Genomic DNA, 13,474 nt, shown 5'->3' on the forward strand with positions numbered 1-13,474 from the left:
CTTTGTCGCGCCGAATTCCCTAACGGCGCGCTAACCATGCCGGCCGCCTCACTTCGGCGCGGCGAAGCCCTCGCCGTAGGTCACCTTCGCCGCGCCGTCGAGCCTCTTCACGAGGGTGTCCAGCGCCTGGCCGCGGCGCCTGTCGCGCAGCATCCCCTGGGCCAGGCCGACGGCGGCGTCGCCGGTGACCGGCTGGACCTTGGAGGCGCGGACGCGGTTGATCGTCAGCCCCTGCCGGGCGGGCAGCACGAACAGCTCCCCCGGCGCCAGGCCGGCGACCTTCCGGACCAGCTCGGGCGGCGCGCTCAGGCTGTCGAGCTCGGCCGTGCCCCGCCGATAGGGCGAATTGTACTGCTTCAGCACCGCTTCCACGGCCTCGAGCGTGTTGGCCGGCTCGAGCGCCCGGGCGACCGCCTCCGGCGGCTGTCCGGGCAGGACGAGCTGGTCCACGAGGTAGGCGGTGCGGCCGGCGAAGAGCTCGGGGTGCGCCGCCATGTAGGCCTTCGCCTCTTCCGGCGTCGGGTCGGGCCCGGCGACCGCCCGGGCCTGGGCCAGGCTCGCCTCCCAGGTCTCGACCGCGGCCGCCTTCAGCAGCGCCGCGCCGGGGGCGTCGGTCAGCTTCTGCTCACGGGCCGACTGCGCGAGGAGCTTGCGGGCGACGATCCGTTGCAGGGCGGCGTTGCGCACCTTCGGGTCGGTCGCGTTCGGCGTCTCGGACGCCTTCAGCTCGGCGTCGAGCTGGCTCACCGTGATCGCCTCGCCGTTGACGGTCGCGGCCACGGGTCCGCTCGGCGCGGCCCCGATCTTGTTGCAGCCGGCCGCGATCAGGACGGCCAGGCCCGCGGCGACCGCCGCCTTGGTGACGTGCAAGGATTCCTCCCTCGGGTGCGGCGCAAACAGAAACGGCGCCGGCGGAGGTTGTCCGCCGGCGCCGCCCGGGATTCAACCCGCGATCAGGCCCAGGCCGCCGCCGTGCGGCGACGCGACCGCAGGGCCGCGCCGACAGCGCCGAAGCCCAGGATCAGCATCGTCCAGGTCGCCGGCTCAGGCACGCCGCCCGTGTCGAAGGTCACCGGCGTCTGCAGGATCGAGATCTGCGTCGGCCCGTTCGCCACCGCGAAGGTGAGGCCGGTGACGAACGCCTGGCTGTAGTTCGGATCGAGCGCGATGTCCGGGTCGATGCCGCGGAGACGGAAGCCGCTCACCCCGCCGGCGCCGAAGTTGAACACGTTGCCGCCGAAGACCGAGCCCAGGAAATCGCCGTTCAGCGCGTACAGGAGGTAGGGGTCCGACTGCCCGGACAGGATGGGGAACAGCGCGCTCAGGATGTTGGGCCCGCTGAGCAGTTCGTAGTCGTAGCCGATGGCCACCAGGGGGTCGATGAAGATCCGCTGGTTCTCCGCGACCATGAAGTCGAACTGGTAGCCGCCGCTGTCGGTGACGACCGTCGGCACCAGCGCCGTCTCGGGCGTCGCGCCGTCGGCCAGCGCGCCGTTCCGGATGTTGAAGAACCAGAGCCCGGGGGTCTCGCCGCTCACGTTGCTGGTGTCGGCGAGCTTCACCACGTCTTCGGTGAACGAGCCCGGCAGCTTGAAGTAGTTCTCGCCGTCGCCCGCATCGTAGCCGGCCTGCGCCGGCACGCCGCCGCTGACGTCACCCGTCGTCCACTGGAGACGGTTGTAGCGGAACTCGATGTCGAAGTTCCCCTCGCCCGTGTCGCTGCGGTCGAAGATGGTGAGCTGGAAGTCGTTGGTCAGGTCGGAGTGCTGGCTGTAGTAGCCCACGTCGTGCCAGGTCACCGAGAACTGGTTCGGCCCGGCCGAACCCGAATAGGCGAGCCCGCAGGTGTCGCAGCGCGTGTCCACGTCGGCCCAGAACGGCGCGATCATCGGCTGGTTGGTCACCGGGAACGAGACCGGCGTATAGCTGCCCAGCGAGCTCGTGAACGTGATGTTGCCGTTGTTGTTCAGATAGAAGTGATCGTAGGTCTGCCCGAAGAAGTTGATCGAGAACGGCATCGGCAACGGCCCCGCGGAGCCGTCGTCGTTCCGGGCCAGACCTTCCCCGTACCCCGCGTCGCCGCCCATCGCGGCGCGCAGCTCGATCGCACTGGCGCTGGTCGCCACCAGCGTTCCGGCCATCGCGATGGCCATCCATATCGACTTTCGCAAGACAAGCCCTCCAGCCCCTGACTATCGGCCCCCCGCCTCGACGGTCGGCCGCAGCACGAAGTAAGGTTAAGGGATCCTCACCACGTCAAACCAGTTCCCCCCTGGGGAGAAATCAAGGGGGGCAGGCAACGAAGGCGCGAGCGGTCCCGGCCGCCGCCGCGCCCGTGCAACTTCGTGCAACCGATTGCGCGCCGACGCCCCTTCCCGCACCCGCCGCGCCGGGCTTCCTCCAGGGCGGTTCGATCCTGTTTGGGGGTAAGTCATGTTTTCCAGAACGCTGCAGGCCGTGCTTCTCGGGTCTGCGCTGATCGCCGGACCCGCGGCCGCGCAGGCCGTCAACGAGGTCGGCGACGCCGGCCAATCGCTCGCGACGGCCCAGGTCACGAGCGGCTACGTGGCCACGATCAACGGCTATCTCGGCAATCTGGCCACGGACGGGACCTTCGTCCCGGACACCGACATGTACCGGATCACGATCACCAACCCGGCGCTGTTCTCGGCGAGCGCCACCACCCACGACCTGTTCGAGGACTTCGACGGGGACACCTTCCCGCACGACGACACCGAACTCTTCCTGTTCGACGCCGCCGGGATCCTGGTCGGGTACAGCGACGACTACGACGGCTTCAACCCCCGGTTCGCCCTGGGCGATTTCGCCGGGCTGGCGGCGGGCGACTACTTCCTCGCCTTCAACCTGTTCTCGATCCACCCGACGTTCGCCGACGGGCCCTTCGACCATCAGCCGACGGGCGGCCTCGAAGGGCCGCTGACAGGCTGGTTCGGCTACAGCCAGCACCGGACGGGCGCCTACACGATCACGTTGACCGGCGTCGGTTCGCGCACCCAGGCCGAGATCGACCTCCCGCCGGCCACCGTGCCCGAGCCCGCCGCCTGGGCGCTGCTGATCCTGGGCTTCGGCGCCGCAGGCTCCGCCCTGCGCCGCGCTCAGAGCCGCCGCAGCGCGCCCTTGCCCGCATAGACCGCCTGGTCGCCCAGTTCCTCCTCGATGCGCAGGAGCTGGTTGTACTTGGCCGTGCGGTCCGAGCGGGCCAGCGAGCCCGTCTTGATCTGCCCGCAGTTGGTGGCCACCGCCAGGTCGGCGATCGTGGAATCCTCGGTCTCGCCCGAGCGGTGGCTCATCACGGCCGTGTAGCTGTTGCGCTGCGCCATATCGACGGCGTCCAGCGTCTCGCTGAGGGTGCCGATCTGGTTCACCTTCACCAGGATCGAGTTGGCCAGGCCCTTGCCGATGCCCATCGACAGGCGCTCGGGGTTGGTGACGAAGAGGTCGTCGCCCACCAGTTGCACCTTGCCGCCCAGCCTGTCGGTGAGCAGCTTCCAGCCTTCGAAGTCGTCCTCGCCGCAGCCGTCCTCGATGCTGACGATCGGGAACTTCGCCACCAGGTCCGCCAGGTAGTCGACCATGCCAGCCGGATCGACCGTCTTGCCCTCGCCTTCCATGACGTATCGGCCGTCCTTGAAGAACTCGGTGGAGGCCACGTCGAGGCCGAGCTGGAAGTCCTGGCCCACCTTGTAGCCAGCGCTCTCGCCCGCCTTGACGATGAACTCCAGCGCCGCCTCGGCCGAGCCGATGTTGGGGGCGAAGCCGCCTTCGTCGCCCACGTTGGTGTTGTGGCCGGCCGCCTTCAACTGCGCCTTCAGCGCATGGAAGATCTCGGCGCCGGTGCGCAGGCCCTCGGCGAAGGTCGCCGCGCCGGTCGGCAGGATCATGAACTCCTGGATGTCGATGGGGTTATCCGCATGCGCGCCGCCGTTGATGATGTTCATCATCGGCACCGGCAGGACGCGGGCCGAGACGCCGCCAACGTACTTGTAGAGCGGCAGCGCCGCCGAGCTCGCCGCCGCCTTCGCCGTCGCCAGGCTGACCCCCAGGATGGCGTTGGCGCCCAGGCGGGCCTTGTTCTTCGTGCCGTCGAGGTCGATCAGCATGCGGTCGATCCGGCGCTGGTCCTCGGCGTCGCTGCCCGACAGCGCGTCGTAGATCTCGCCGTTCACCGCCTCGACGGCCTGGAGCACGCCCTTGCCGCCGTAGCGGCCCTTGTCGCCGTCGCGCTTCTCGACCGCCTCGTGCGCGCCGGTCGACGCGCCGGACGGCACCGCGGCGCGGCCCATCGAGCCGTCCTCGAGGATCACGTCCACCTCGACCGTGGGGTTGCCCCGGCTGTCCAGGATCTCGCGGGCGGTGATGTCGACGATCTCGGTCATGGGGTCCTCTCGGCGGCTGGGCGGGCCGGACCCTTAGCCAGCTTCGATGACAGGGGCAATGTCGCCGGCTTGACTGCCGTGGCGCGACCGGGCCCATGCGCGCCCGAGAAGGAGTTCCCCATGCTGCTGGTCGAGAAGCCGTCCGAGGGCGTCGCCGTCGTCACCCTGAACCGTCCCGAGGCGATGAACGCGCTGTCGAAGGCCCTGCGCGCCGAACTCCAGCGCGCCATCCAGGCGCTGGACGCCGACGACTCGGTGAAGGTCATCGTGCTGACCGGCGCGGGCGACCGCGCCTTTACCGCCGGCCTCGACCTGAAGGAGCTGTCCACCGATCCCCTGGGCATGGGCGCGGCCAACGCCACCGACCCGGCCGAGAACCCCGCGCGCGCGGTGCTCTCGTGCTCCAAGCCGATCATCGGGGCGATCAACGGCGTCGCCATCACCGGCGGCTTCGAGGTGGCGCTGGCCTGCGACGTGCTCATCTGCTCCGAGAACGCCCGCTTCGCCGACACCCACGCCCGCGTCGGCATCACGCCCGGCTGGGGGCTGTCGCAGAAGCTCAGCCGCGCCATCGGCCCCTATCGCGCCAAGGAGCTGTCGCTGACCGGCAACTTCCTGTCGGCCCGGCAGGCCTACGACTGGGGCCTCGTGAACCGCGTCGTGCCCGCAGGCGACCTGATGCCTGCCGCCCTCCAGCTCGCTTCAGAGATGGCCTCGATCGAGGCCGACATGCTGGTGACCTACAAGGCCATGATCGACGACGGCTACGCCACCACCCTCGGCGAGGGCCTGGAGCTGGAGCACCAGCGCTCGGTCGTCCACAACCGCGAGGTCACCCCCGAGATGGTCGCCGCCCGCCGCGAGAAGGTCCAGGCCCGCGGCCGGACGCAGTAGCGCCCTCCCCCCGCTTCGCGGGAGGCCGTAACGCAAAACGCCGGCCTTGTGGCCGGCGCTTCGGAAGTCGTCGGACGACGCCTGTCGCGGCGTCAGTCTTCCTTCGGCGTCAGGACCTGGCGGCCCTTGTACATGCCGGTCTTCAGGTCGACGTGGTGCGGACGCTTCAGCTCGCCCGTTTCCTTGTCTTCGTGGAAGGTGTTGGGGCCGAGCGCGTGGTGCGACCGGCGCATGTTACGCCGCGACGGCGAAGTTTTGCGTTTAGGAACAGCCATCGGAGGTCTCTACGGCGTGAAAATGTTTGCGGCGGCCGGATGGGCCGCCTGCGTGAGCGGGGGCTTATGCATGAAACCCCGTGCATGATCAACCCGCCGGGATTATGCTTTACGCCGTAAGCGAGACGGAGGGGGCGCCATGCCGCAGGAACTGATCTTCGCACCGATGGGGGCCCTGGCGCTCCTGACCTTCCTCGTGCTCGGACTGATCCCCGTGCGCCGCTTCCGCGCCGCCTTCGCCGGCCGCGTGACGCGCGACGACTTCAGGTTCGGCGAATCGCCCGCAGTGCCCGGCGACGTCTCGATCCCGAACCGCAACCTCATGAACCTGCTCGAGCTGCCGGTGCTCTTCTACGTGGCCGGGCTGATGTACTTCGTGGCCGGGCGGCTGGACCAGGCGGCCCTGGTCCTGGCCTGGGCCTACGTCGCCCTGCGCGTCGTCCACTCCGCGGTCCACCTCACCTACAACAACGTCCTGCACCGGCTGATCGTCTACGCGGTCTCGAACGGCGTCCTGATGGCCTTCTGGCTCCTGTTCTTCGCCTAGACCAGCCGGCTCCGGTCGCGGGCCGCGGCGATGAAGCTCGCGAACAGGGGGTGCGGGTCGAACGGGCGGCTCTTGAGCTCGGGATGGTACTGCACGCCCACGAACCAGGGGTGGTCCTGGCGCTCGCAGAGCTCGGGCAGCACGCCGTCGGGCGAGAGGCCCGTGAACTTCAGCCCCGTCCTCTCGATGGCGTCGCGATAGGCGATGTTCACCTCGTAGCGGTGGCGGTGCCGCTCCGAGATGTTCGACGCGCCGTAGATGTCGGCCACCCGGCTGCCCGGGGTCAGGATGGCCTCATAGGCGCCGCAGCGCATGGTGCCGCCCAGCTCGCCGCCCTCGTTGCGGGTCTCCTTTTCGTTGCCCTTCACCCACTCGGTCATCAGGCCGACGATCGGCTCCGAGGTGGGCCCGAACTCGGTGGACGAGGCCTGGCGCAGGCCGGCCAGGTTCCGCGCCGCCTCGATCATCGCCATCTGCATGCCGAAGCAGATGCCGAAGTACGGCACCGCGTGCTCGCGGGCGAACTGCACCGAGCGGATCATGCCCTCCGAGCCGCGCTCGCCGAACGCGCCGGGCACCAGCACGCCGTGGACGCTGTTCAGCCGCTCGGCGATCAGCGCCTCCTCCTTCTCGAAGACCTCGCCCTCGATCCAGTCGAACTTGACCCGGACGTTGTTCGCCACGCCGCCGTGGACCAGGGCCTCGATCAGCGACTTGTAGGCGTCGGTCAGCGCCGTGTACTTGCCGACGATGGCGATGTTCACCTCGCCGTCCGGGTGGCGCAGCCGGTGGTCGATCTGTTCCCACTTCGTCAGGTCCGGCGCCGGCGCGTCGCGCAGGCCGAAGACGTCCAGCACCTCGGTGTCCAGGCCCTCGCGGTGATAGTCCAGCGGGACCGAGTAGATGCTGGCCGAGTCCATCGCCTGGATGACGGCGCTGGGGCGCACGTTGCAGAACAGGCCCAGCTTCCTGCGCTCGCCCTCCGGGATCGGCATCTCGCAGCGGCAGAGCAGGATGTCGGGCTGGATGCCGATCGAGCGCAGCTCCTTCACCGAGTGCTGCGTCGGCTTCGTCTTCATCTCGCCGGCGGTCTTGATGTAGGGCAGCAGCGTCAGGTGGATGAAGCAGGCGTGGCCGCGCGGCAGTTCCTGGCCGAGCTGGCGGATGGCCTCGAAGAACGGCAGGCCCTCGATGTCGCCGACCGTGCCGCCCACCTCGACGAGCACGAAGTCCACGCCTTCGCCCGGATCGGAGAGGACGAAGTCCTTGATCTCGCCGGTGACGTGCGGGATCACCTGCACCGTCGCGCCCAGGTAGTCGCCCCGCCGCTCCTTCTCGATGATCTTCTTGTAGATCTGGCCGGTGGTGATGTTGTCGTTCTTGGTGGCGTTGACGCCCGTGAACCGCTCGTAGTGGCCGAGGTCTAGGTCGGTCTCGGCGCCGTCGTCGGTGACGAACACCTCGCCGTGCTGGGTGGGGCTCATCGTGCCCGGATCCACATTCAGATACGGGTCGAGCTTGCGGAGGCGGACCTTGTAGCCCCGCGCCTGCAAAAGGGCGCCGAGCGCGGCTGACGCGAGACCCTTGCCAAGTGAGGAGACCACGCCGCCGGTGATGAAAATGTACCGGGCCATGGGCGTTCAGGTTAGCCGCGATTCGCGCGCGGCGGACTCCGTGATTCCCGTTGTCCCCAGCCTCTTGCGGAGACGCACTACTTCTTGGCGGGCTGAGCCGGGGCCGGCTCGGCCGACGGCAGCGCGCCGAACGGGCTGTTGATGCTGGGCGCCGGCGCGGTCAGCGGGCCGGGCGCGGTGGGGGCCGGCGTGGCGGACGGCGCGGGCGCGCCGCCGGCCGGCTGCTGCGGCATCGACTTGTTGAGCTCGGCCGGGTTGATCGCGTTGACCTTCATCCGGTCGACGACCGAGGCCGCGCCGCGCTCGCGTCCGGCCACGATGGTCAAGAGCAGGCCCAGCACGAAGAAGACCGTGCCCAGGATCCACGTCGTGCGGGTGAGCAGGTCGCCCGCGCCGCGGACCGACATCAGCGAACCCGTGCCGCCCGAGACGAAGCCGCCGCCCTCGGAGCGCTGCAACAGCACCACGACCACGAGGAAGAAGGCGACGATGACCTCGATCACCAGCAGCAGGTTCAGCAGCATCAGGTTCGACTTTCCGCGGGCCGGGTGCGTTTCAAGCGGACACACCCCGCCGAAATGAAGCGCGCGCTCTATCACCGCGCCCGGCTGAACGCCATAGCTAGTGCGTCACGCCTCATGATCCAATGGCGCGGGCGGGGCTGGAATGATTCTCGATCCGACGCGTCTGCCGATCCTGGAGACCGAGCGGTTGCGGCTCGCGCCGCTGCTCGCCTCCGACGCCGGCCATCTCTTCCCGATCATGGGCGATCCGGAGGTCATGGCCTACTGGGACGTCTCCGAGATCGACGACCCCGACATCGTGGCCCGGATCGTGGAGAGCCAGGTCCTGGGCATGGACGAGGGCAGGTCGATCTACTGGGCGATGCGCACCCTGGCCGACGGCGCCTTCCTCGGCAGTTGCGACCTCTCCGACATCGACCGCTGGCACCGCCGCGCCGAGGTGGGCTTCATGCTCGGCCGCGAGGCCTGGGGCCAGGGCTATGCGCTGGAGGCCATGCAGGCGGTCGTGGCCTTCGCCGGCGTGGGCGGCGTCCGCAAGCTGGTCGCCCGCACCCACCTGGGCAATCGCCGCTCCGAGGCCCTGCTCACCCGCCTGGGCTTCGCCGAAGAAGGCCTGCTGCGCGGCCACGTCCTGCGCGACGGCGAACGCCGCGACTGCCGCCTCTACGGCCTCCTGCTGTAGAAGCACGGTCCGCGCGCCCCTCTCCTCCCCCGTTATGAACGTCATGGCCGGGCCTGTCCCGGCCATCCAGAGACACCGATCCCGAACAGTTCGCAGGGGCGCGCACCCCGGGGGCCTTTCCCCACGTCGGCGCGTCTGGATGGCCGGGACAGGCCCGGCCATGACGTTCGAGGGGGGAGGCAAAACCTAGATCGCCCGGATGATCCCCAGGAAGTCGTCGGCCTTCAGGGAGGCGCCGCCGACCAGGGCGCCGCCGACTTCGTCCGCGTGCAGGATCTCGGCGGCGTTCGAGGGCTTCACCGAGCCGCCGTAGAGGATCGGAACCCCGCGGCCCGCCTCGCCGAACAGCTCGACCAGCGTCGCGCGGATCGCCCGGTGGACATCCTCGATCTCCGGCGTCGTGGGCGTGAGCCCCGTGCCGATGGCCCAGACCGGCTCGTACGCCACCGAGAACGCCTTCCCTGCGAGTTCGGCGGGCAGGGAGCCTCTCACCTGCCCGGTCACCACCGCCAGCGTGTCGCCCGCCTTGCGCTGCGCCAGCGTCTCGCCGACGCAGACGATGGGCTCCAGCCCGGCCCTGAGCGACGCCAGCGTCTTCGCCGCCACGACGGCGTCCGTCTCGCCATGGTCGGCCCGCCGCTCGGAGTGGCCGACGATCACCAGCTTCGCGCCGGCGTCCGCCAGTTGCTCGGCCGCCACGTCGCCGGTGTGGGCGCCCGAGGCGTCCGGGTGGCAGTCCTGCCCGCCCACCAGCACGGCGCTGTCCTTCAGCGCCCACGCCATCTGGGCGACCAGAGTGGCCGACGGGCAGAGCGCCACCCGGGCCGTCGTGGCGCCGATCCCCGCGGCCACCGCCTTCGCCTCCGCGAGCGAGGCCGCCAGGCCGTTCATCTTCCAGTTCCCAGCGATCAGCGGCCGCGGCGCAGTCATTCCATACCCTCGCGTGACATGAAGCCGCGCGGTTAAGCCATGCCGGCCCCGCTGTCACGCGCTTGCCCCGGCGAAGGCGTCTCCCCTATACCGGCGCGCTAGCCCGTTCCCGAGGACCACCACCCTATGCTCGCCGGTATCCGAAACTTCGCGAAGTCCTGGCCCGCCAAGATCCTGATGGGCGTCCTCGCGATCAGCTTCGTCGCCTGGGGCGGCAACCAGGTCGGCATGAACGCCGTGGCCGGCGACTGGGTGATCAAGGTCGGCTCGCGCACCGTCGATTCGCAGGCGTTCAAGCGCGAGTACGACAACCAGAAGAAGCGCATCGAGCAGCAGCAGGGCCAGCCGATCACGCCCGAGATGGCCGAGCAGAACAAGCTCGACACCATGGTCCTGCAGGGCGTCGCGACCCGCGAGGCCTTCTCCGCCCTGCTGCAGAAGGCCGGCGTCCGCCCCTCGGACAAGCTGGTCCTGGAGCAGATCGAGAAGATCCCCGCCTTCTTCGACCCGATCTCGGGCCGCTTCGACAAGAAGACCTTCCAGCAGCGCCTGGGCGAGAACGGCCTGCGCCCGCACGAGTTCGACGCCGTGCTCCGCGACGAGATGGCGACCCAGCACTGGGCCGTCTCGGTCCAGAACGGCCTGGCCGCGCCGCGCAGCTATGGCGCGCTGGCCGCGGTGTTCGCCCTGGAGAGCCGCGACCTCTCCTACTTCGTGCTGACTCCCGGCAATGTGCCGGCGCCGCCCAAGCCCACCGACGCGCAGCTTCAGGCCTTCATCAACGAGAACAAGCAGGCGCTCACGGTGCCCGAGACCCGGGTCATCACCGTCGTGCCGTTCACGCCCCAGGGCGCGCAGGCCGCGACGACCGCGCCGATCGACGCGGCCGAACTCGACAAGCGCTACCAGTTCCGCAAGGACACGCTCTCCAAGCCCGAGACCCGCACCCTGGTGCAGATCCCGGTGAAGGACCAGGCCGCCGCCCAGGCCACGGTCGCGCGGCTGCAGAAGGGCGAGGCGCCCGCCGCCATCGCCAAGTCGCTGGGCGTCGACGCCATCACCTACGACGAGAAGCCCCTGACCGCCGTCGCCGACCGCAAGGTGGGCCAGGCCGCGTTCAGGATGCAGGCCGGCCAGGTGTCCGCCGTCCAGGGCGACCTGGGCCTCGCCGTCGTGAAGGTGGCCACCGTCACCCCGGGCCGCGAGGTCACCCTCGAGGAGGCCCGCCCGATGCTCGAGGCCGAGATCCGCAAGGACATGGTCGCCGAGAAGGTCTACGCCCAGACCCAGGCCTATGACGACGCCCACCAGGGCGGCGCGTCGATGGCGGACGCCGCCGCCAAGGCCGGCGTGACCGTGCAGACGATCGGCCCGATCAGCGCCCAGGGCGTCGACGACCAGGGCCGCCAGCTCCAGGGCTTCCCGCCCAAGATCCTGGAAACCGCGTTCGGCCTGCCGCCCGGCGGCGAAAGCGAGATCACCGACCTGGGCGAAGGCGCCTACTTCGCGGTGAAGGTCGACCGGATCGTCCCGCCCCACGTGCGCCCGCTGGAGGAGATCCGGAGCGAGCTCACCCAGGCGTGGACCCAGCGAGAGATCGTCAAGGCGCTCGAAGCCAAGGCCAACGACCTGGAGGCCCGGATCAAGAAGGGCGAGAGCCTCGAGGCCGCCGCCGCCTCGGCCGGCGTGTCGGTCACCCGCGTCGCGGGCCTCACCCGCCAGACGGCCCAGTCGCACCCGGAGCTCGGCCGCGAGATCCTCGCCCGCGCGTTCGCGTCCAAGCCCGGCGAGGCCTGGGTCGGCCGCGCGCCGAACGGCATCGCCATCGGCCAGGTCGGAAACGTCCACATGGACGCCGGCCCCACCGCCGCCCAGATCGCCGAACAGCAGCGCGGCGAACTCACCCAGGCGCTGTTCCGCGAGATGGCCGAGTCGGCCCAGGCCTATGCCCGCACCAAGATGAAGGTGAAGGTCGACCCGGCCCGCGCCCGCGCCGCCGCCGGCTTCGAGCCGCTGGCGAAGAAGGGCGCGGCGGAGAAGAAGAAGTGAAGCTGGAGCCGCCGTTCGAGGCCTTTCGATCGACCTACGACGGCGGCGCCCCCCAGGTCGTCTGGACGCGCCTGATCGACGACCTGGAGACCCCGGTCTCGGCCTTCCTGAAGATCGGCCACGGCAAGCCGTACGCCTTCCTCTTCGAGTCGGTCGAGGGCGGCGCCTTCCGGGCGCGCTACTCCGCCATCGCGCTGAACCCGGACCTCGTCTGGCGCTGCAACGGCGACCAGGCCGAGATCGCCACGGGCGCCGACATCGCCGCCGGCCGCTTTGCGCCCCAGGCCGGCGGGGCGCTCGACTCGCTACGCGACCTGCTGGCTGGCGCCCGCATCGCCATGCCGGCCGGCCTGCCGCCGATGGCCGCCGGCGTCTTCGGTGCCCTGGGCTACGACACCATCCGGCTCGCCGAGCGCCTGCCGAACGTCAACCCCGACCCGCTGGGCCTGCCCGACGGCGTGCTCACCCGCCCGTCGATCGTCGCGATCTTCGACGCCATCGCCCAGGAGATCCTGGTCGTGACCCCGGTGCGCCCAAACGGCGCGACCGCCGAGGCCGCCTACGAGGCCGCCCGCGCCCGCATCCAGGCCATCGCCGACGACCTCAGGACGCCCGCGCCGCCGCTCAGGGGCGACGCCACGCCCGAGCCAGACCGCTTCACCACGCCGGTCGGCCGCGAGGCCTACCGGGGCATCGTCGAGAAGGCGAAGGCGTACATCCGCGCCGGCGACATCTTCCAGGTGGTGCCCAGCCACCGCTTCCGCGCCCCCTTCACCCGTGATCCGTTCGCGCTCTACCGGTCGCTGCGCCGCTCGAACCCCTCGCCGTTCCTGTTCTTCCTCGACTTCGGCGACTTCCACGTCGCGGGCTCCAGCCCCGAGATCCTGGTCCGCCTGCGCGACGGCAAGATCACCATCCGCCCGATCGCCGGCACCCGCCCGCGCGGCGCGACGCCGGAGGAGGACCGCCGCCTCGAACAGGAGCTGATCGCCGACCCCAAGGAGCGGGCCGAGCACCTCATGCTGCTCGACCTCGGCCGCAACGACGTGGGCCGCGTCGCCATGCTGAAGCAGGCCGGCGCCAACGAGCCGCAGCCGCTCGCCAAGGGCCCCCGCGTCCGCGTCACCGACAGCTTCTTCGTCGAGCGCTACGCCCGGGTGATGCACCTGGTCTCCAACGTCGAGGGCGACGCGCCCGATGGCCTCGACCCGGTCGACGTGGTGATGGCCGCCCTCCCCGCCGGCACGCTGTCGGGCGCGCCCAAGGTGCGGGCCATGGAGATCATCGACGAGCTGGAGATCGAGAAGCGCGGCATCGCCTACGCCGGCGCGGTCGGCTACTTCGGCGCCGACGGCAGCGTCGACACCTGCATCGTGCTGCGCACCGCGCTCTTCAAGGACGGCGTCATGTACGTCCAGGCCGGCGGCGGCGTGGTGGCCGACAGCGACCCCGACGCCGAATACGACGAGACCCTGCACAAGGCCCGAGCCCTCCGCGACGCCGCCGAGGAGAGCTGGCGGTTCGTCTGAAGCTGGTTGACTA

At 70.2% G+C, this 13,474-nt stretch carries 13 protein-coding genes; 6 read left to right on the plus strand and 7 right to left on the minus strand.

Annotation, left to right across the window (positions count from 1 at the left end; genetic code table 11):
• Nucleotides 1-48: 48 nt before the first annotated feature.
• Together KF737_RS01475 and KF737_RS01480 are read right to left on the minus strand one after the other, a co-directional pair.
• Nucleotides 49-870: a peptidyl-prolyl cis-trans isomerase gene (locus KF737_RS01475; protein WP_296449622.1), complete on the minus strand. Its 822-nt coding sequence runs from the start codon at nucleotides 868-870 to the stop codon at nucleotides 49-51.
• Between the two features lie 83 nt (nucleotides 871-953).
• Nucleotides 954-2,153, minus strand: coding sequence for a nidogen-like domain-containing protein (locus KF737_RS01480; protein ID WP_296449625.1), 1,200 nt, complete (start codon nucleotides 2,151-2,153; stop codon nucleotides 954-956).
• A gap of 280 nt (nucleotides 2,154-2,433) precedes the next feature.
• Between KF737_RS01480 and KF737_RS01485 the strand changes: the two genes are divergently transcribed.
• Complete coding sequence (locus tag KF737_RS01485; RefSeq protein ID WP_296449628.1) at nucleotides 2,434-3,150, plus strand: PEPxxWA-CTERM sorting domain-containing protein; 717 nt, start codon at nucleotides 2,434-2,436, stop codon at nucleotides 3,148-3,150.
• Here the strand turns inward: KF737_RS01485 and eno are convergent.
• Nucleotides 3,117-4,397 carry a phosphopyruvate hydratase gene (gene eno / locus KF737_RS01490; protein ID WP_296449631.1) on the minus strand — a complete coding sequence of 427 codons (1,281 nt, stop codon included), beginning with the start codon at nucleotides 4,395-4,397 and terminating at the stop codon, nucleotides 3,117-3,119. The genes KF737_RS01485 and eno overlap by 34 nt on opposite strands.
• A 120-nt stretch (nucleotides 4,398-4,517) precedes the next feature.
• Between eno and KF737_RS01495 the strand changes: the two genes are divergently transcribed.
• Nucleotides 4,518-5,291 carry an enoyl-CoA hydratase gene (locus KF737_RS01495; protein ID WP_296449634.1) on the plus strand — a complete coding sequence of 258 codons (774 nt, stop codon included), beginning with the start codon at nucleotides 4,518-4,520 and terminating at the stop codon, nucleotides 5,289-5,291.
• Nucleotides 5,292-5,383: 92 nt separating this feature from the next.
• Here the strand turns inward: KF737_RS01495 and rpmF are convergent, their stop codons facing one another.
• Entirely contained in the window at nucleotides 5,384-5,566 is a 183-nt protein-coding gene (gene rpmF / locus KF737_RS01500; RefSeq protein WP_293359783.1) for a 50S ribosomal protein L32, read from the minus strand.
• Between the two features lie 139 nt (nucleotides 5,567-5,705).
• Between rpmF and KF737_RS01505 the strand changes: the two genes are divergently transcribed.
• Nucleotides 5,706-6,113, plus strand: coding sequence for an MAPEG family protein (locus KF737_RS01505; protein WP_296449637.1), 408 nt, complete (start codon nucleotides 5,706-5,708; stop codon nucleotides 6,111-6,113).
• Here the strand turns inward: KF737_RS01505 and KF737_RS01510 are convergent.
• Together KF737_RS01510 and secG are read right to left on the minus strand one after the other, a co-directional pair.
• Nucleotides 6,110-7,747, minus strand: a complete 1,638-nt coding sequence (locus tag KF737_RS01510) for a CTP synthase (protein ID WP_296449640.1) — start codon at nucleotides 7,745-7,747, stop codon at nucleotides 6,110-6,112. The two genes, KF737_RS01505 and KF737_RS01510, sit on opposite strands and share 4 nt — an antisense overlap.
• A gap of 77 nt (nucleotides 7,748-7,824) precedes the next feature.
• A complete protein-coding gene (gene secG / locus KF737_RS01515; protein ID WP_296449643.1) occupies nucleotides 7,825-8,316 on the minus strand; it encodes a preprotein translocase subunit SecG in 492 nt (163 codons plus the stop codon).
• Between the two features lie 97 nt (nucleotides 8,317-8,413).
• Here secG and KF737_RS01520 point away from each other — a divergent pair, with 97 nt between their 5' ends.
• On the plus strand, nucleotides 8,414-8,953 hold the full coding sequence (locus KF737_RS01520) for a GNAT family N-acetyltransferase (RefSeq protein ID WP_296449646.1): 540 nt from the start codon (nucleotides 8,414-8,416) through the stop codon (nucleotides 8,951-8,953).
• A 186-nt stretch (nucleotides 8,954-9,139) separates the two neighbouring features.
• On the opposite strand, the gene tpiA is transcribed toward KF737_RS01520, so the two are convergent.
• The gene (gene tpiA / locus KF737_RS01525; RefSeq protein ID WP_296449649.1) at nucleotides 9,140-9,883 is read right to left on the minus strand and encodes a triose-phosphate isomerase; all 744 of its coding nucleotides are present in this window, start codon (nucleotides 9,881-9,883) and stop codon (nucleotides 9,140-9,142) included.
• A 126-nt stretch (nucleotides 9,884-10,009) separates the two neighbouring features.
• Between tpiA and KF737_RS01530 the strand changes: the two genes are divergently transcribed.
• Together KF737_RS01530 and trpE are read left to right on the plus strand one after the other, a co-directional pair.
• Nucleotides 10,010-11,932 (plus strand): peptidylprolyl isomerase, encoded by a 1,923-nt coding sequence (locus KF737_RS01530; protein ID WP_296449651.1) that lies wholly within the window; start codon nucleotides 10,010-10,012, stop codon nucleotides 11,930-11,932.
• The gene (gene trpE, locus KF737_RS01535) at nucleotides 11,929-13,461 is read left to right on the plus strand and encodes an anthranilate synthase component I (protein ID WP_296449654.1); all 1,533 of its coding nucleotides are present in this window, start codon (nucleotides 11,929-11,931) and stop codon (nucleotides 13,459-13,461) included. The genes KF737_RS01530 and trpE overlap by 4 nt, the downstream gene beginning before the upstream one ends.
• Nucleotides 13,462-13,474: the final 13 nt, after the last annotated feature.

This window comes from Phenylobacterium sp., assembly GCF_019636135.1.
GTDB lineage: Bacteria > Pseudomonadota > Alphaproteobacteria > Caulobacterales > Caulobacteraceae > Phenylobacterium.